The organism is Alloacidobacterium sp., from assembly GCF_035631355.1.
Lineage (GTDB): Bacteria > Acidobacteriota > Terriglobia > Terriglobales > Acidobacteriaceae > Alloacidobacterium.
In genome coordinates this window covers 184,022-202,532 of sequence record NZ_DASQIX010000061.1, presented here as the reverse complement: position 1 = coordinate 202,532, position 18,511 = coordinate 184,022, and the positions used below count along the sequence as shown (strand labels likewise).

Below are 18,511 nucleotides of genomic sequence, written 5' to 3'. Positions count from 1 at the left end.
TTCGTTCCATTCCCAAGTGATAGGAAAGCTTTTCACGTTTACTGGTGCGAAATCTGGATATCGAAACTGTTCCCTGTACCCCCAAAATATGGGGCGGTTCCAGGCACGATTGGGCTGTAACCAGGTGGGTTTCTACCCGTCCACTTATTTAATTTTATCGTCGTAACGTTGAAATTAATATTCGTATTAGAGGGATCACGATTGCCTCCGATAGGGTTTACGGCCGTGCTTTCGGCTCTATCCTCCAGCTTTACATTCGAGAATGTCACATCATGATATGACGATCCAGGGAAACGGATCATTGGGTAAGCTCCATGCAGAAACGATGAATCATAACTCGCAGTAATATTTGTAAGCGTAAGATCAGTAGACCATAACACATCCATAAATCCATCGGATCGAAACGATATATAATTTGACACCGATCCATGATCATCGCCAAGTTTGAGGGAATAGCAGTTACCGCTAGCCGTATCTCGTGGAAGTCCTGTTCTTTCGCCATAATCCACTACATTCTGAATAACAATATTGTCATTGTAGAGTGACGGATCCGCTGATGGATTGTAAGCAAAAGAGAACAAGTGAGGCGGAGCAAACCAATTATTTATCCCACCGACGTTGTCTCCATTCGCATCCTGCAAGTCTCCATAGCGATATGACACTATATCTGAAATTTTCATATTTTGAGCTGATCCCTGAAAGCCAAAATAAGTGCCATCCAGAGTAATCCCTGAGAAGGTTAGATTGCTGGGCGTCGCATAATATGGCTGCATCACGGGCGTATTGGTTGTGACATTCTGGTCGCTAGTTTGACCTACAGTAAGCGCAAATACCATTGGGACGTAATGATCGCCTCCAGCATTTTTTGGCACCCATACCTTCATATCTTCCACATCAATGTTTGATGTGTCGCCAGTCAGATAAAAGATCGCGGAGATGTCAACCGGGCCGCTCCATTGAGCATTCACGCCATGCGCGAAATTGATGCCGCGATTCGTTTTCAGCCAAGGAGTCAGGATTCCATCATTAAAGACACTTCCCGGAGCTTTCCCGCCCTTGCTGGTCCATATACCGTCATCATAGTATCCGCCGGTTATGTAGTTAATGGGTAAGCTTCCGACATACTCGATATTCCAGTTTGTTAGCGCTACATCATTTGTATCCGCCATGACAAACGATGGAATCAAAGTATTATCCAGAATCAAAAGCCCGGCAGGCGTGAAATCTACATCTGTTCCATTCTCGATAAAGACCGGTCGTGTCAGATCCATTCCGACGTGCATGAAAACAGGACAATCGATCTCAAGAATAAAGGCATTGTTGCTGGCTGCGGCAAAAGCCCGCGCCACTCCTTGAGCATCATCCGTTACACCATCGCAGGAAACCCAGTTACGAATTGATTCCTTTGTACCGGCCACTTTCACCGGTGGTGGTAGCGCTGATGTTGACGGTGGCGACAATGAAGGCATAGGTGACGACGGCATTAGCCTGCTCGTGCTACATTCCATAACCAGGCATAGTGTCGCGAATGCTATGCGGCTGAATCGAGCACAGCTCATCTTACAGAGCAGACTTGTCACTATTACCCCGCATTTCCGCTCTCACTTACTCCTCAGAGCCACTTGCTTCATCGGCATCGGAGGAGCAGGGGTTAGGAGTGTCCTGGCGAGGAGCACGCGAAATCTCGAGCAACAAGCGGTTCAAATGCTAGGCTGAAGTGATGGCGGCTACGGCTCCAGCTACGGCGTTTTCACGCATCGGCCAATTAGCTGCGCAGCGGCGCGTGCATGAGGCCTTTGGCTGGCTGCATCTGCATGAGCAGCAGATCATGAGCTGGCAGCAGGAGTTGGTGATGGTGGCCGCTCCACCGTTTAGTGAGAGGCCGCGCGCCGAGTGGCTTTGCGGGAAATTTCGTGAGTTGGGGCTTGAGGATGTTGAGTTGGACGGGATTGGGAACGCAGTCGGCGTCTATCGCGGAGAGGCGAGCGGCGAATGTGTGCTGCTCTCAGCGCATATTGACACTGTCTTTCCTGCAGGCACACCGATCGACGCGCTACTGAATGGGACGCGGCTGATTGCTCCGGGCGCTTGTGACAACGGCGCGGGAGTCACGGCGCTGCTGGCCATTGCCGCCGCTCTGCGTCATGCGGAAATTCGCCCGGCGTGTGATCTGATTTTCATCGGTAATGTCGGCGAAGAGGGCGAAGGCAATCTGCGCGGCATACGTTATTTTTATGAGCATTCTCCCTGGCGCGACCGCGTGGGCGCGCATCTGGTGCTGGATGGCGCTGGACATGAAGTCGCCGTTACACAAGCGTTGGGGAGCAAGCGATATCTGGTGACGGTTACGGGACCAGGCGGACATTCGTGGACGGATTCAGCGCGTCCCAATCCTGTAATTGCGTTGAGCCGGGCCATCGCGCGGCTGGGTGATCTGGATTTGCCAGCGAAGCCTCGGACCACGCTGAATGTGGGCACAATTGAGGGTGGGACTTCAGTCAACGCGATCCCGGAGCATGTCACGGCGCGCTTTGATACGCGGTCTACTGACGCGGAGCAGTTGATCCGGCTGGAAGTGGAGATCCATCGCGCGGTAGAAGACGCGGTGATCGAGGTAAACGCAAGCGTGAAAAAAGAGCATACATTGCGGTTTGATATTGCAATGATCGGCGACCGGCCTGCGGGCGTGCTGACTGAACATGCGGCTGTCTTTGAAAATCTGCGGGCTGTGGACCGGCATCTGAGCATTCGCACCGAAACACGCATTGCTTCGACGGATGCGAATATTCCACTGTCGCTGGGAGTGCCCGCGCTGTCGCTGGGAGCGGGTGGTGATGGCGGTGGCATTCATACCCGCAATGAATGGTATGACGCCCGCGGACGCGAGCTTGGGTTGCGGCGGATTCTGCTGCTGCTCCTGGCTTGCTGTTCATAATGTGGAATGCGTTCTGTGGAGTTGATAGACTCCGATGCGTGAAAACCCTCGCATTTTTTTGTTCCCTTCTTGTTGCCGCTGCCTCTGCCCAGACAAATATTCCCGCTGACGCTATCTACTATCACGGCAACATTCTGACTGGAGTTGATCTTGAATCGGCCCAGCCGCAGCGTGTGTCGGCGATTGCTGTTCGGGGTGGCTTGATTGTTGGCACAGGAAGCGATGCTGACCTGAAGAAGCTGCAAGGTCCATCGACGAAAATGGTCGATCTGGGTGGGGCGTTCGTCATGCCGGGGTTCAATGACGCGCACGCGCACCTGGGCGATGCGGGACGGATCAAGCTCTCAGTCGATGTAACAGGCGTGAAGTCGCTAACCGAGATGCAGACGCGAGTGAAATCCGCGGCCAAAGCTGCCGCCCCGGGCGCATGGCTCACAGGTGGTGGGTGGGACCATACGCTCTGGCAATCGAAGACGCTACCCACGAAGGCTGATTTAGACAAAGTGACGGAGGGCCATCCGGCATTCCTGGTTCGCGTGGATGGGCATATCGCGATTGGCAACACTGCTGCTCTGGCTGCGGCGGAGATTACGAAGACGACACCTGATCCGCAGGGCGGCAAGATTGACCGCGACGCGAATGGCGAGGCCACGGGCATTATCCGCGAAACAGCGCAGGCTCTGATTGACAAGCACATTCCGCCGCCTTCTCCGGCATTGCGGCGGCGCGGCATTGAGCTGGCGCTGGCCGATGCTGTGGAGCATGGCGTGACGTCAGTGCAGGACTTTTCGGATTGGCAGGATTTTCTCGTCTACGAGCAACTGGAGAAGGAAGGCAAGCTGCCGGCTCGCGTCAGCGAGTGGCTGCCGTTTAACGATTCTCTCGACCAGCTGAAGCAGATGCGCAAGCACCATCCGGCAGACGACCCGATGCTGCACACATCGATGCTGAAGGGGTTCATGGATGGATCGCTGGGGTCGCGCACGGCGGCGCTGAAGGCACCGTACAGCGACGATCCGGGCAATTCGGGGATTCCGCGCTACCAGCAGGCGCAACTGAACCAGATGGCGATAGAGCGCGCGCAGGCGGGTTTCCAGATGGGCTTCCACGCCATTGGTGACCGCGCCGTGAGCATGGCTCTTGACGCGTTCGCGGCGGCCCAGGGATCAGGACCACTGAAGACAACGATGCAGCCCATGCGCGCGCCGAATGGCCGCCGGATCATTCACGCGACGCTTCTCGGGCCGCGGAATCGCATCGAGCATTCGCAGGTGGTTGATCCGGCGGATTTTGCCCGCTACAAGCAGCTTGGGGTGATTGCGTCGATGCAGCCCAATCATCTCCTCACCGACATGGCATGGGCGGAGCAGCGGCTTGGGTCGCAGCGCGCGAGATATGCGTATGCCTGGAAGTCGTTTCTAGATGCGGGCGTGCCTCTGGCGTTTGGGACAGATTATCCAGTAGAGCCAATTACGCCGTTTCGCGGGATGTATGCGGCAGTAACGCGCATGAACGAGGCGGGAACCCAGACTTACTTTCCGGAAGAAAAGCTGACCATCTGGCAGGCGCTCTACGCATATACGCAGGGGTCGGCATATGCCGAGTTTGGCGAGAGCAAAAAGGGCAAACTGGCGAATGGGTACTATGCGGACTTCGTCGTGCTTGACCGCGACATTACTAGCGTTGCGCCGCCGGAAATTCTGAAGACGCAAGTATTGCGGACTGTGGTGAGTGGACAGACGGTATATCAGGCGGGGGTGAAGGCGCGCTAGCCATTGCATCGCTTTAGACTGTCAGCGCTTAAAATAGTGAACAGGGAGGGCCAATGGCTACATCAGTGCAGGTGGCAATCGAAACCTATCTCAAGACCTCCTACCATCCCGACCGTGATTATGTGGACGGCGAGATTGAGGAGCGCAATTTGGGCGAGTTCGATCATGCAACGATTCAGATGGCTGTTCTGGCATGGTTTTATGCGCGCCGGAATGATTGGAATATCCATGTTCTTCCAGAGCAACGCGTGAGGGTTTCAGGAATGCGTGTGCGCATTCCCGATGTCTGCCTTGTCTCGCGCGATTTGCCCGTCGAACAGGTGATTACTCATCCCCCTCTGGTTGTGGTCGAAATTCTCTCGCCTGAAGACCGCGTACGCCGCTACAACGACCGCCTGGAAGATTACCGCGCAATGGGCGTGAAGAACATCTGGATCCTGGACCCCGCTACGCAAACCGGCTTTGACTGGATTGCCGGATGGCACGGAGTTGTGCGCTTTGGGGCTGCGGGGACGCCTGTTTTTCTCGATGTTCGCGAGATTTTTGACAGCCTGCAGAAATAACCTTCTTTCATGTCCCGTTCGCTGCGCGCTCATTTACTGCTTATTGCGGTTGTGTTTATCTGGGGCGCTACCTTTGTCCTGATTAAGGACGCGCTGCGAGACGTCTCGCCGCTGCTGTTCAACTTTATCCGCATGACGCTGGCTTTTGCCTGCCTGGCCATCGTCTATCGCTCACACTGGAAGCATGTGACGCGGCGTTCTCTTGCGAGCGGGGCGGTCGTTGGATTCTGCCTGGCGATGGGATATCAGTTTCAGACTGCGGGTCTGAGGCTTACGACACCTTCTAAATCGGCGTTTATTACCGGGCTGGTGGTGGTCATGGTTCCTATGCTCTCGGGCATTCCCTTTTTGCGGCCAAAAGGCGCGCATATTCCGCAGTGGAATGCATATTTTGGCGCTCTGATTGCCTTTGTCGGCATCGTTTTGCTGACAACGCCTGCAGGCGCCGGGTTCGATTTCCTGTCTATCAATCGTGGCGATGTTCTGACGCTGGGTTGCGCGCTTGGGTTTGCACTGCATGTGCTGGCGCTGGCGCACACTGCCCCGCGCGTGTCCTATACGCAACTGGCCGTGCTGCAAATTGGGTTCTGCGCCCTGTTCATGGCGATCAGCGGACCAATACTCGAGCATCCTCATATTCGTTGGTCGCCGCGTGTCGTTTTCGCGTTGCTGATTGCTGCATTTCTGGCGACTGCTGCCGCGTTTACAGTGCAGACATGGGCTCAGCAGTTTCTTCCTGCAACAAATACGGCACTGATTCTGGCGCTTGAGCCGGTTTTTGCCTGGGTAACTTCGTTTGTCGTTCTGGGAGAACGGCTGGACTTGCGGGCTTCGGCGGGGGCGTTGTTGATTCTGGCCGGTATTGCTCTCACGGAACTCCTTCCCAATCGCATGCAACCTACAGCGCATGAAACGGTTCCACTCAACTAGGAAATGAGACAGATTTCCCGAAGGAAGCGTCTAATGGATGAACAGAGAAAGGGAAAGTTGCCGGACCGTTCGCCATCTGCTTCATTTTCCTCGGTATACTGAAATGTTGGACTCGCGCGCGCAGGCGCTGTCAAGTTCCACGGATTTCTCCCAACCAATAGATGAGGTTTGACCTGAATGAAATCGCTGCTTGAACGGCTTCGCATGCGCCGTCTCGCTTCTACTTTTACGATTCTGGCGACACTCTCGGCCGGAATCCTGATTGGCTCCGTTGTAGCGCACGGAGTGAGAGGACAGGAAGCGAAGGTCGACAGCTCCGACGCAACTCCGCTGAAGGTGCCTTCGCCGCGTGACCTTTCCACCGACTTTACGAAGATTGCCAAAGAAGTAGGCCCGGCCGTGGTAAACATCAGCACGGAGACGCTGCCAAAAGATCAGCAGGGTGGGCGTCGCCGAGGAGGCCAGCGCTTCCGCCAGATGCCGCCGCAGAACCCGGACGGTAACGGCGATGACGACGACAACCAGGACCAGGATGGACAGGGCCCGGGTGGCCAGGGCGGTATGCAGGACTTCTTCAACCGCTTCTTCGGCATGGGACCGGATCAGATGCAGCCTGACGACCAGGCGCATGAGGCGCTCGGCTCAGGCTTCATCGTCGATCCCAAGGGCTACATCATCACTAACAACCACGTTGTCGACAAAGCGGACCGCATCTATGTGAAGCTGGCCAGCGATCCCGACGGCAATGGACCGGGACGTCCGGCGAAGGTGGTTGGCGTGGACAAGGCAACCGATCTCGCCGTCGTCAAGATTGACGTGGACCGTCCGCTGCCTACCGTAAAGCTGGGCAATTCCGAAAGCTCGCAGGTGGGCGACTGGGTGATTGCCATCGGCAGCCCGCTCGGCCAGATTGGCACGGTGACTGCCGGCATTGTGTCAGCCAAAAACCGTACGATTGAAGGTGGACCGAGAGGGCAGTTCCAGCACTTTATCCAGACTGATGCTGCCATCAATCCGGGCAACTCGGGCGGTCCGCTGGTGAATATGGCGGGTGAGGTGGTCGGGGTCAATACGGCTATCTATACCCAGACTGCGGGCAACCAGGGCATCGGATTTGCCATGCCTTCTAATACCGTGGTCGATGTGTATAACGCTCTCATCGGGCCCACGCACAAGATGGTCCGCGGCTCTATTGGAATCACTTTTCAGCCCAACATCTCGAGCGCAGTGCAGCGCGTTTATGGCGCCAAAACGGGTGTCATTATTCGCGGCGTTACACCAAATATGCCTGCCGACAAGGCCGGTCTTAAGCCCGGTGACATCATCACCACCATTGATGGCCGTCCCATCAAAGACGGAGACGATCTAGTGAACGACATCTCCGCGCGCAAGCCGGGCAGCACGGTGCAACTCGGATATATTCGCGACGGCAAGCAGGCGGTGGCTACGGTTTCCATCATCGACCGGACCAAGATGGAAGCAGCCGTGGGCCAGGGCGGCGAGGAGGACGAGAACGCACCGGGTAACGGAAGCGACGCTTCCCAGAGCAAGCTCGGCATCACGGTTGCCGATCTGCCGTCGAATGCGCCGTCCTCACTGCATGGCGTGCTGATCCAGAGTGTAAAGGCGGGGTCGTTTGCCGACGAGATCGGGCTTTCTGGACTCGAAGGCTACGTGATCTCTTCGGTCAACAAGCAGCCTGTTCACAATAGGGCTGAGTACAATTCGATCATTTCCGGGCTGAAGTCGGGGCAGGACGTGGTCTTTAACGTGGTCGATCCGCAACATCCGCGGGACGGCGGCACACTTCTCGGCGGCACATTGCCGTAAGCGGAAGCCTTCCCAATCCAGCGCCAGCGTCCCGATAGTAACCAGACGCTGGCGCAGAAAAGCTTGCAATTCGCAGGGTCCGCCTTTACCCTTCCCAAAAAGGTAAGTTAATTTCCCCCAGAGGTTGTAAAACAGCATGCTTTTTGTTCGAGCCTGCCAGACCATCCTGTTAACCGCTGCGCTGGTTGCCACTCCTGCATTTGCGGGCCGCAGTCACCGTACGCCGACGTCGGGCCATAGCAAGAAAAAACACGCCTCCCATAAAGTCCAGGGGCAGCGTGGGATCGATTCAGACCGGGCCCGCGAAATTCAAACCGCGCTCATCAAGCAGAACTATCTGAGCGGCGAGCCTTCCGGCCAGTGGGACGCCGACACCCAGGCGGCCATGCAGAAATATCAAGCTGACAACGGCTGGCAGACCAAGCTGATGCCCGACTCCCGCGCCCTGATCAAGCTTGGGCTGGGACCAGACCATGCGGGCGCGCTGCCGGCAACTGCTACGGCAAAGTCTCTGGATGCGCCGCAGAGCAAGGCCGCGCCGGCTTCGCTTGCCGAAGCAAACACGCTCGCGTCAGCCCACTCGATTGAGAATTAGGTTTCTATTACTTCGCCGGGGCGAATTGCAGAAAGTGGAAGCCCCACGGCTGTAGCTCGACATACAGCCCCGGCGAAAGCATCAGGTTCCCGTCACGGTCATAGGCTGCGCCAGACAGCATATCATGTAAGCGCCACTCTGCTCCCGCCAGATCGGCCCAAGGGAGTTGAATCTCGGCCTGTACTGATGAGCCGCTGAGGTTGACGGCGATCAGATATCGCTCTTCATCCTTCCGCCACGTCCACGCCACCAGATTGCGAAAGCTCTGGTTGTCCGGCCAGCCTGTTCGAGCGCACAGGTCCCAATCGCCGCTGCGAAAAACCGGCTGGTTCGCAGCTGCCATGAGTTGCTTGCTAAACCTGAGCAGTCCTTCGTCGACCGTCTCATCAGGACGCCTGCCAAGAAATACCGGCACCCGCACTTTGCGTCCTTCAAACTGCCCTTCGTGGAACAGCCTTAGTCCCGGCAAAGTGGCTGTAGCCAGCTCTACAGCCCGCAGCTTCGCATCTGAGAAGATAGCGGCTGCGCGCGGCTCATCATGATTTTCTATAAAGCGAAGCAGCTTGTTCTGGTAGGCCATGTCGGCGCAGAGATGCAGGCGGACATCCTCCGCATCGCTGTGTTCCAGGCGATCGTAAAGCTTCTTGTCATAGCAGAAATCGAAGCCGCGTTGTTGCAGCTCCCACTCGAGGTCCCAGTAAGCCTCGGCGATAAAGAGGAAGCCGGGATGGCCGGCCTTGACAATCGAGATTACATCCGTCCAATACTCGGTTGACGGCTGCGGACCGGAGCGTGCGCCCCAGGTCCGGTCGAAGACAGCGTTCAGGAAAAGCATCGCCATGTCACATCGCACGCCATCGCACTGACATGCGATGCCTGCCAGAGTTTCGATCACGGCCTGCCGCAAACCTGGATCGAAGGCATTCAGTTGTAGGACGTCAGGCCATGCCGGGAAGTAGGGGTCACGTCCACAGGCGAAGACTGTTCCGTTTATTTCGATGAAAGACGAAGGATCGTTTTTCGCATCGTTACTGTCACCTCGAATGAAGTATTCGGGGTGCTTGCCGATCCAGGGATGGTCGGGCGCGACATGATTCGGTACAAAGTCGAGGAGCAGGTTCATGCCCCGCTTTGCCAACTCTTCTCGCGCCGTGGCAAGAGCTTCGGAGCCGCCGAGGTGCTGGTCAACGACGTAACGGCGAACGCAGTAAGGAGAGCCCGCATTGTCGTCGGAATGAAAATCAGGAAGCGCACGTTTGAAATCAGCGAGCAGGCCCTCGTTCTTGTTCGCTATTGCAATGCCGGCTGGACTTCGTTCCCACACTCCCATCAGCCATACGGCGTCGAAGCCGTAGGCGGAAATTGCATCCCACTCAGCCGAAGGGACGGAAGCAAGATCAACACTCTTTCCGTATTTCCTGCTCAGGTCAGAGAGCCAGACCCAGGTATTGATCTCGTAGACAGCAGGATACCTGGGCCATTTCGATTCAGCTCTCGTGTTTGTGTAGGACGCGCTCATTTTAGGGAGTAAATCTTACCGGGTGTTGCTCGAGGAATTCGTATCTCGCTCTATGTACGTCCGGACGTGCTTCTGGCGTCGGCGTCAGGTGCATCACCTGCCATCCGTCGGCTGCATTGTAAGCTGGCCACTTCGGCAGATCGCCGCCATTTGGGTCACCGGTCTTTGCAAAGTTCGTCCAGTAAGTCTGCATAATCTCGGACATCTTGCGGTCTTCCGGACGCAAGACTGCTCCCTGCCGAGAATCGAGCGTGCCGAAGACGTATTCGATGTCGTCAGAGTGGAATGTTGTGCCGGCCTGATGAAATTTGTCGCCGGGATTCGGCAGTTCGAAGTGATAGCGATAGACGGGCTTTCCGCCGGTGGCGACTTGCGCTTCGAGCCAGCGCCAAGTCGAGTCAGCGATGAACATGTCTCCGGCAAAGTCTTTGGCGGCGCGCAGGGCTTCATCATCGGTTGTTGCCGAATATGCGGCGAGGAACTTCGCGGCATTGTCGCCGAAGCGCTTCTGCGCCTGTTCGTCGTACTCGGCAACCGTCAGCGTCTTTTGCGGAATGCCGCCTTCGTCGGCGTTCCATCCGGCCAGGAGCGGGACATGCGCCTGCTTGCCGGCGGCGTAGATGTCAGGAATGCTTTCCGGCAGGAAGTAGCCATCAATGTCGGGAGCGAAGCGCACATTACTGACGCCGGGACGCGGCGCAGCGACACTGAGAACCTTGTCGGCGCTCAGGGCGCGGAGGTCAGCGAGTTTCGATACGCCGAGGACTTTTTCCACGGTTTCGGGATCGGTCTTCTCACGTTCTTCACGCGTGGCAAAAGGCAGCGTGGCGCTGAAGGCCCCGCCGCTTTCGCCGATGGCGCGCTGAAAGAGTCCCTGCGCAAGTGGCGAGGCCATTTGCGCACTCACGGAAAACGAACCGGCCGATTCGCCGAAGATGGTGACGTTGTTCGGGTCACCGCCGAAATTCTTGATGTTCTTATGAACCCATTCGATGGCGGCTGTCTGGTCGAGGAGGCCGTAATTGCCGGAGGCGTGGTGCGGAGACTCAGCGGTCAGCTCCGGATGCACGAAGAAGCCGAAGATGCTCAGGCGGTAGTTCATCGATACTACAATGACGCCTTTATGTGCCAGGATTTCGCCATCCTGGCGCGCTTCTGACGTAGTTCCGCCCGCGAACCCACCGCCATAGATCCACACCATAACCGGCAGCTTCGCTTTTTTGTCCTTGGCGGGCGTCCAGATGTTCAAAGTAAGGCAGTCTTCACTCTGTCCCGGATCGTGGAAAATCATGTCGGCAAAGACAGGCACCTGCATACAGCGGAAACCGTAGCTGGTGGTCTGGCGTGTGCCATGCCATTTTTCCGCAGGTTGTGGAGGCTTCCAGCGGAGCGGCCCCACGGGCGGCGCGGCATAAGGAATGCCCTTGAAGATGCGAATCTGGCCGTCCTGACTAACGTATCCCTGTACCTTGCCCTTGTCTGTTTTTACGGTTGGCGCGCTGGCAGCAAAAAGAGTAGCGCCGGCCGCAAGACATGCGACCGCTGCGCTTCGTAGTATCCCCCGCATCCTGGAAAAGCCCTTTCCTGAAACGATTTTCTTTGCAGAGAAACGTTATCACGCGAACTTGTCGATTGGCGCAAAACCGTCACGTCAACGAATAAAAGCAGCCGTTGGTCTACAAAAATCGGCGTTTCGTCAAAAAACCGCAGACAGGCATTCGCGCGCGAAGATAGGCTCGGCAGGGAAAATATCTGAGGAGGTCTTACCGCATGAAAACGATGGTTGCGCTTCTGGCCCTGGCGCTTTCGCTGCCCGCCTTCGCGCAGAACCCACCCAAACAAAAACCCACAACGCTGAGAGGCATCCTGCTCGAAGATCTCAAAACCACTCACAACCAGGAGGATTGGTTTGCGCCGGCGAGCGTTGCTGTTGATGGACTGACACCGGAACAAGTGAACTGGAAGAGCGGCCCGAACAGCCATTCCATCGGGCAGCTGACCTATCACATCCTCTTCTGGGACAAGCAGTCTCTGGCCAAGTTCAAAGGCGAGACGCCGGAGAAATTCAGCGGCAACAATGACGACACTTTCAACGACTTCGACAGTAAGAAGTGGAACGATACGGTACGCGAACTCGACGAAGTGATGACGGGATTGGAAAAAGTCGTCGAAAATGCCGACGACAAACAACTGGCAGAGTGGGCATCCACTATCGAGCACATCGCCACGCACAACGCGTACCATATCGGGCAGATTGTCTATGTCCGCAAAGAACAGGGGTCGTGGAACCCGGCCAAGGGAGTTAAGTAGGGCTCGCACAAACACTCCATGAACCGTCATTCTGACGACCAACGGGAGGAAGAATCCATACAATGTTCGCAGTACGACGAACTTTCAAAGATTTCTGGCTAGACTATGTACTAAACAGATCGTGCGCGGAAAGCCTCCCCGCTCGATGTGCTGCCAACATGCATGGATTCTTCCCCTTCCTCTTCGCTGCGCTCAGAATTAGGGTCAGAATGACGCCCACTTAGAGGAAAAAAGCTAGATTTGTTCCGGAGCCAGCAAGTCATCCATCGTTTCACGGCGACGGATGAGTCGCGCACGTTTGCCGTCAACCAATACTTCAGCTGGTCGCGGCCGTGAATTGTAGTTCGAACTGAGCGATAGGCCGTAGGCTCCTGCATCGAGGATGGCGACGAGATCGCCGGGCTTTAGCTCGGGTAGTCCCCTGTCGCGGGCAAAGAAATCGCCGCTTTCGCAAACAGGACCGACAACATCGACCACTTTCTTGCGCGCACCCTTGCTGCGAACGACAGGCACGATGTCGTGGTGCGCCTGGTAAAGCGCGGGACGGATGAGATCGTTCATCGCAGCATCAGTCACGACGAAGGTCTTCTCGCCGTTCTTCTTTACATAGAGAACGCGCGTCAGCAGCGCTCCAGCTTGTGCCACGATGAACCGTCCTGGCTCCAGCAGCAATCGCAGATTTTCAATCGGCCGCAGTTTTCTAAGCAGTGCTAATGCGTACTGTTGAATTTTGTCTTCCGGGTTGAAGCTGTGTTCGGAGTGGTATTCGATACCTAGTCCCCCGCCTACATCGACGGACTGAATCGGCAGGCCGTCTGCGCGAAGCTCGCGCACAAGCTGTGCGATGCGCTCGGCGGCTGCTCCAAAGGGATCGGCGCTGCGAATCTGCGAGCCGATGTGTACGCTCACGCCGCTGGAATCGAGATACTTTTGCTTTGCCGCAGACTTATAAACCGCACGCGCCTGGCGGATGTCAACGCCGAATTTGTGTTCTCGCAGGCCGGTGGAAATGTAAGGATGCGTCTCGGCAAAAACGTCGGGGTTTACGCGTAAGGCAATCCGGGCTCGTTTGCGCAGTTTGCTGGCCCGTTCGGCGAGAAGGTCGAGTTCGCCCGCGCTTTCTATGTTGAAGATGAGAATGCCGGAGCGCAGAGCGAGGTCGATTTCGGCTGCGGTCTTCCCAACTCCGGAAAAGACGACGCGCTGCGCGGATGCTTTGTTTACGCGCAAAATGCGCTCCAGCTCGCCGCCGGATACGATATCGAAGCCAGCCCCGTTCTTGTCGAGCAGTTTCAGAATGGCAAGTGCTGAATTCGCCTTCACCGAATAGCAGACCAGATGCGGAATCGATTCGAACGCGCCCGCAAAAAGGCGCAGGCGGTGAAGAATCTGGTTCTCAGAATAGACGTAAAGTGGCGTGCCGTAGTTTTTGGTCAGAGTATCGAGACTTACGCCATCGCAGAAAAGTGGCGAACGAGCGTCAGGATGGGCAAAGGGGCGTGTCGAGATCAAGCGGCCTCAAAAGAATTACAGAGTATTTCTTTGAGCCTAACATTTTCTGTCAGCGCATCGGCGGGGGCGGAGGCATCATCGGATAGGCGCGGTATCTCCTGCTGCGGAAGAGCGAGACGATCCCATAGATCAGCAGAGCCAGCACAATAAACGGCAGCATGACAAGGATGAAAGGAAAGTCCACTCTGTCACCGCCGATGGTGGCGCTTCCGTTCAAGTTGAGCGGGCCGCCGAAGACCACGCAGTCTCCGCCGATGCGCGATTGGTCGCCCATATCAACACTGCCGAGGAACGAAACAGCATCGCCGCTGATTTCGCCTTTGACACGAATGCCGCCTAAGAAAGCGACGGAGTCCCCATTTACCTTCCCGTCAACCCGAATCGAGCAGAGGAAGCAGACCGCGTCGTCCGCTTCTTCCGTGTCGCCGACATGGATGTCGTGCATGAAGGAGACGCGGTCAGTAGACGCGTGCGCGCGGGGAACGCAGAGTGCTGTCAGGAAAACGACGAAACACAAATAGAGCCAACGGCGTGGCATGGTTGCTCCTGAATCTCGATACTACTCTAGGGCTTGATCTCGATGTGCAATACGTAAACCCGCGCGCAATGGTTCCCTATCCTACGACGGAATCGAAGAACTTCCGCAGAATGGGGCCGACTGTCTCCGATTGCTCCCATGGTGCATAGTGGCCGGCATCGCGCAGGACGTGAAACTCGGCGCCATATCCGCCGTTGCGGATCGTTTCGGCCAGCAATTTCATGTCTTCAACTGTGCTGCCGCCATCTTCTGCCGCCGCCACGACGCACGCAGGCACGCGGATCGTCTTCGCCGTGGCGACCGAGTCCGGTCTCGCCGCCAAGCCCTGCTGCATGGCAATCACAGCTTCAGGATGCATGGCCTGCATCATCTCGCGCGCCTCGCCAATTTTTTGCGGAAAGCGGTTGCGGGCTGTGGGGCCGATGAGACTGTTGAGCATCAGTTCAAAGAAGTCGCCTGTTCCGCGCATCCGGATACCATCAATCCACTCCTGACGCTTCGCGCGATTTGCATCAGCATCGGCCTGTGGCTTCGAACAGCAGAAAGCCAGCGCGGTAATGCGTTGTGGCATCCTGCGCCACAGTTCGTAAAGCGTGTAGCCGCCGATGGAGCACCCGGCAAAGAGCGCTTTGCCCATGCAAAGCTCATTCATTAGGCGCTCGATGTCTGCGCCCAGTTTTTCAACAGTGATTGGCCCTTCGCCGGTTTCGGACTGGCCGTGGCCCCGCAGATCTGGCATGATTGCGCGGTAGCGCTGGGCCAGCATTTCGGCAACAGGAAGCCAGAAGGCATGACTGACGGGAGTTGGATGCAGCAGGATGATCTCCTGCCCGTCACCCATCGTTTCCGTGAATAGTTTTGTTCCGCCCGAAGTGTAAAACACGGCTCTAACTGCCGTTCGGTTGCGTGTAGGTAACCGGAGGCATGGCCAGCGGCTCTTCCGGCATCACCAGCCAGAAGACAATATAGGCGATAAGTCCCGCTCCACTGGAAAAGACCGTCGCCAGGACAGTGATGACGCGCACCCACACTACGTCCCAGTGATAATTATTGGCCAGACCCTGGCATACGCCAGCAATCATGCGCCCGGCGCGCGGGCGTATGAGCCGCGTCTGCACATAAACGGGAGCCACATAGATTGGGCGCCCACAGGTAGAACAGAAGCGAGCGTCGTCAGTGAGAGACTTGCCGCAATTGCTGCAGAAGACTGCCATAATTCAGGTCCTCAAACCACTATTGCCTGATACGCAAGTCGCAGGCAAGTGGTTCCCCAACGGAGTTCGTCCATATTCTGCCACAAATTGAATTGGGACAGGCCTTACAGTGGAGAGGATGAGGAAGCAGGCGGGGCAACACCATTGGTAAAGTGCTGCTCCCGCTGGAAATAACCGCTTTAGAAATACAACTTCAGCGCCAGTTGCAGGATACGCGGATCGCGGTACGACGTGACCTTTCCGAACAGGCTTGAGGTATACGACGTACTGATACCGTCCGGGTTGGTGTGGTTGAACATGTTGGTCGAATCAGTGCGAAATTGCATGTTGATCCGGTCGCTGAATTTGATGTTCTTCATGAGCGAAAGGTCGGCGCGTCACAGTCCCGGCCCACGCACGATGCCGGGATGCGAATTGTCGGGTGCCGCGCTCCTGTAGGACAGGTTGTGACTCCGCCAACCGTGGGACATACCTGGGCATAGGCCGAGGTGTTGTACCAAAGCTGCTTGCCATTGTTGTTGTGAATCGGCCGCTCGTGGAGCTTGCGATATTGGGATAGCCGACAAGGTCAGGCCGTCCGCTGACTGCGCTGTTGCCGTCGAGCACGCCCTGGCCAGCCGGGTCGTTCAGGACGCCGGTCACGGTATACGGGAGTCCCGAATACGAATTGACCAGGCCGGAAACTTCCCATCCACCAAGAACGTGTCCCACCAGACCAGACTGGGTCTGGTAGAACGGCAGGTCATACACAAAGTTCGCGTTGAAGATATTGGTCCGGTCATAGCTCGCCGGGCCATATTCCGCAGCGAGATTGTAAGTGTTCTGCGCCGGAGAGGTGTCGTTGAAGGCGTTGGTCATCGCCTTGAACCATGTATGGTTCACATTCACCAGCGAGTGCGTGCCAATCCTCTTCTGCAATGCAGCCTGCAGGCCGTTGTAATTCGACATGAACTCCGTGATCTGCTCGTTGATCGAGTCGAATCCCTGGTAGGGGCTGATATAGTTCAACTGTTGAGTTGTTTTGCCGCGCGTAGGAGGGGCTATCACTCCATAAGGAATGGCGCAGTGTATTGTCCAACCGAATTGGACTTTGCGTTGAAGACGACTGCGTTCTGGTCTGTATTTGTAATGGTGACGGCAGCATTTGGGACAACTGCGCCTGATGAATCGCTGACCGTGCCGCTTATGGTGCCGGAAATGGTCTGCGCGAGAAGCGGTGAACACAAGGCAAGGATCAGGGGTGAGACACCCGATTGCCGACACAAATTTCAAGATACGATTAGAACCTCTACACATAGGCCCTCCTCAAATTGGTTCTTTCGTGGACGATTTAAAGCTTTAAATGCTGTTGACCGGCTTTTTGCCGTTTATTTCTGGGTTTCCTTCCAGATTTCTCTATTTCAATCACTGCCAGCCACGTCATCAGCTAACTTGTATAGAGAACTAGACGTTAATTGGCGACGCCAACGATAGTCAGACGGATTTTTCTTGCCCCCAGCCGCATCCCGTTTAGCGGCCTGCATAGGCGGTCTTCATGAATTTGCGCGCCTGGTCGGCCTGCGCCGTATCGCTGCCAGCATCGATCACAGCCTGATACTGCTGGCGGGCCTTTTCGCGGTCGTGCATCAGGTCATAGACCTGTCCGGCGGCAAGCAGGCAGCGGCGGTTTAGTTCCGGGCTGGTGGTTGGCTGGTATGCACCGCTCGTGAACGCTACGACTGACTCGGCGTAGAGCTTCTGCCCGCGCAGCGTATCGCCCATTCCGAAATAAACCAGCTCAAGGTGCGACGACGCGAAGTATCCCGGCTTTCTTGAGAGATCGATGACCTCGCGATAGCTGGAGACGGCCTTCAGCCCCTCGCCTTCGTCTTTCTGGATGTTTGCCACTTCGAGGCGAAAGAGGAAGTCTCTCGGATATTCGGCGACCAGTCCTTCGGCAATCTGCTCGGCCTCTTTGTACTTCGCCTCGCGCCGCAGGAAGAGCATCATGCAGACGCGCGCTTCGACCGAGGTGATAACGCCGCGCGCGCCGGCATCGCGCAGCATCTCCATGCCGGTGGCCTTCGAGCCGTGAACGCCGACGAACCCCATCAGTATCTTGAAAGGCAGCGGCAATGCGCCGATCACATATTCGTAATTGCCGACGACCAGCTTGGCGTCAACGTAGTTCGGGTCGAGCTGCAATACCTTTGCGTGGTCGTTGCGCGCCTGCGAGGCCAGGCGCAGCGCCGAGCCGAAGCTGCGTTCGACCATGGCCAGGTAGACGGCCTGAAGGCTCTTGGCCCAGCCGCGAGCGAAGAGTGCGTTGATATCATTCTGGTTGGGTTTGAGCTGCTGGTTCGCCTCGTCAACAGCGTTGTCGGACAAGTTTTTAATCAGATCACGCTTGTGCGGATCTTCAACAACAGTGTGCTTGCCGGTCAGGAACCCGTCGTTGGCGTAAAAAGTAGTGTCGAGCAGGTCGAGACGGAATAATTCTTCAAAAACATTCGCATAAAGCAGATAGTCGGTTGCGATGGGATTGCCGGGGTGCTCGTCGCGGATCGTCTCAAAGCGCGAAATCGAGCCGCTATAGTCCATGAGGTAAAAGCGCTCGAAGGCCTCGCGCACCTGCGGATCGCGGTTCAGCGGATTCGTCTCCACCGAAACAGCTAGCGCAGGCCATGCCCATAATGAGACAAGAAGCCCGGTCAAGAGGACGAGGCAGAACTGCTGCTGTTTCGGCATCATTCGTTTCTGCCATCTTAGACGAAAAGGCTTATAGTTAAGGCCGACATCACCATTGATGGAGGA

At 56.3% G+C, this 18,511-nt stretch carries 18 protein-coding genes; 7 read left to right on the top strand and 11 right to left on the bottom strand.

Annotated features, from left to right (window positions below):
- Positions 1 to 38: 38 nt before the first annotated feature.
- Positions 39 to 1,484 carry a hypothetical protein gene (locus VEV40_RS11130; RefSeq protein WP_324832348.1) on the bottom strand — a complete coding sequence of 482 codons (1,446 nt, stop codon included), beginning with the start codon at positions 1,482 to 1,484 and terminating at the stop codon, positions 39 to 41.
- A gap of 236 nt (positions 1,485 to 1,720) precedes the next feature.
- On the opposite strand from VEV40_RS11130, the gene VEV40_RS11125 reads away from it, so the two are divergent.
- From VEV40_RS11125 to VEV40_RS11100, 6 genes are all read left to right on the top strand, one after another.
- Complete coding sequence (locus VEV40_RS11125) at positions 1,721 to 2,935, top strand: M20/M25/M40 family metallo-hydrolase (protein WP_324832347.1); 1,215 nt, start codon at positions 1,721 to 1,723, stop codon at positions 2,933 to 2,935.
- A gap of 38 nt (positions 2,936 to 2,973) precedes the next feature.
- Complete coding sequence (locus VEV40_RS11120; protein WP_324832345.1) at positions 2,974 to 4,707, top strand: amidohydrolase; 1,734 nt, start codon at positions 2,974 to 2,976, stop codon at positions 4,705 to 4,707.
- A gap of 53 nt (positions 4,708 to 4,760) precedes the next feature.
- A complete protein-coding gene (locus tag VEV40_RS11115; RefSeq protein ID WP_324832343.1) occupies positions 4,761 to 5,270 on the top strand; it encodes a Uma2 family endonuclease in 510 nt (169 codons plus the stop codon).
- A 9-nt stretch (positions 5,271 to 5,279) separates the two neighbouring features.
- Entirely contained in the window at positions 5,280 to 6,200 is a 921-nt protein-coding gene (locus VEV40_RS11110; RefSeq protein ID WP_324832341.1) for a DMT family transporter, read from the top strand.
- A gap of 177 nt (positions 6,201 to 6,377) precedes the next feature.
- Positions 6,378 to 8,030: a trypsin-like peptidase domain-containing protein gene (locus VEV40_RS11105; protein ID WP_324832339.1), complete on the top strand. Its 1,653-nt coding sequence runs from the start codon at positions 6,378 to 6,380 to the stop codon at positions 8,028 to 8,030.
- Between the two features lie 136 nt (positions 8,031 to 8,166).
- A complete protein-coding gene (locus tag VEV40_RS11100; protein WP_324832337.1) occupies positions 8,167 to 8,625 on the top strand; it encodes a peptidoglycan-binding domain-containing protein in 459 nt (152 codons plus the stop codon).
- A 7-nt stretch (positions 8,626 to 8,632) separates the two neighbouring features.
- On the opposite strand, the gene VEV40_RS11095 is transcribed toward VEV40_RS11100, so the two are convergent.
- Both VEV40_RS11095 and VEV40_RS11090 read right to left on the bottom strand, forming a co-directional pair.
- On the bottom strand, positions 8,633 to 10,144 hold the full coding sequence (locus VEV40_RS11095) for an alpha-amylase family glycosyl hydrolase (protein WP_324832334.1): 1,512 nt from the start codon (positions 10,142 to 10,144) through the stop codon (positions 8,633 to 8,635).
- A 1-nt stretch (position 10,145) separates the two neighbouring features.
- A complete protein-coding gene (locus VEV40_RS11090; protein WP_324832333.1) occupies positions 10,146 to 11,711 on the bottom strand; it encodes a carboxylesterase/lipase family protein in 1,566 nt (521 codons plus the stop codon).
- Between the two features lie 203 nt (positions 11,712 to 11,914).
- Between VEV40_RS11090 and VEV40_RS11085 the strand changes: the two genes are divergently transcribed.
- Complete coding sequence (locus tag VEV40_RS11085; protein WP_324832331.1) at positions 11,915 to 12,454, top strand: DinB family protein; 540 nt, start codon at positions 11,915 to 11,917, stop codon at positions 12,452 to 12,454.
- 234 nt (positions 12,455 to 12,688) lie between these two features.
- On the opposite strand, the gene lysA is transcribed toward VEV40_RS11085, so the two are convergent.
- From lysA to VEV40_RS11045, 8 genes are all read right to left on the bottom strand, one after another.
- On the bottom strand, positions 12,689 to 13,966 hold the full coding sequence (lysA, locus tag VEV40_RS11080; RefSeq protein WP_324832329.1) for a diaminopimelate decarboxylase: 1,278 nt from the start codon (positions 13,964 to 13,966) through the stop codon (positions 12,689 to 12,691).
- Positions 13,967 to 14,015: 49 nt separating this feature from the next.
- Positions 14,016 to 14,504 carry a hypothetical protein gene (locus VEV40_RS11075; RefSeq protein ID WP_324832327.1) on the bottom strand — a complete coding sequence of 163 codons (489 nt, stop codon included), beginning with the start codon at positions 14,502 to 14,504 and terminating at the stop codon, positions 14,016 to 14,018.
- A gap of 76 nt (positions 14,505 to 14,580) precedes the next feature.
- Complete coding sequence (locus VEV40_RS11070) at positions 14,581 to 15,387, bottom strand: alpha/beta hydrolase (RefSeq protein ID WP_324832325.1); 807 nt, start codon at positions 15,385 to 15,387, stop codon at positions 14,581 to 14,583.
- A 4-nt stretch (positions 15,388 to 15,391) separates the two neighbouring features.
- Positions 15,392 to 15,718, bottom strand: a complete 327-nt coding sequence (locus VEV40_RS11065) for a PspC domain-containing protein (protein WP_324832323.1) — start codon at positions 15,716 to 15,718, stop codon at positions 15,392 to 15,394.
- Positions 15,719 to 15,897: 179 nt separating this feature from the next.
- Positions 15,898 to 16,044 (bottom strand): hypothetical protein, encoded by a 147-nt coding sequence (locus VEV40_RS11060; RefSeq protein WP_324832321.1) that lies wholly within the window; start codon positions 16,042 to 16,044, stop codon positions 15,898 to 15,900.
- Positions 16,028 to 16,726 (bottom strand): hypothetical protein, encoded by a 699-nt coding sequence (locus VEV40_RS11055; RefSeq protein ID WP_324832320.1) that lies wholly within the window; start codon positions 16,724 to 16,726, stop codon positions 16,028 to 16,030. Before VEV40_RS11055 ends, VEV40_RS11060 begins: the two co-directional genes overlap by 17 nt.
- Positions 16,727 to 16,761: 35 nt before the next feature.
- Positions 16,762 to 16,944 (bottom strand): carboxypeptidase-like regulatory domain-containing protein, encoded by a 183-nt coding sequence (locus VEV40_RS11050; RefSeq protein ID WP_324832319.1) that lies wholly within the window; start codon positions 16,942 to 16,944, stop codon positions 16,762 to 16,764.
- A 283-nt stretch (positions 16,945 to 17,227) separates the two neighbouring features.
- The gene (locus tag VEV40_RS11045; RefSeq protein WP_324832318.1) at positions 17,228 to 18,448 is read right to left on the bottom strand and encodes a hypothetical protein; all 1,221 of its coding nucleotides are present in this window, start codon (positions 18,446 to 18,448) and stop codon (positions 17,228 to 17,230) included.
- Positions 18,449 to 18,511: the final 63 nt, after the last annotated feature.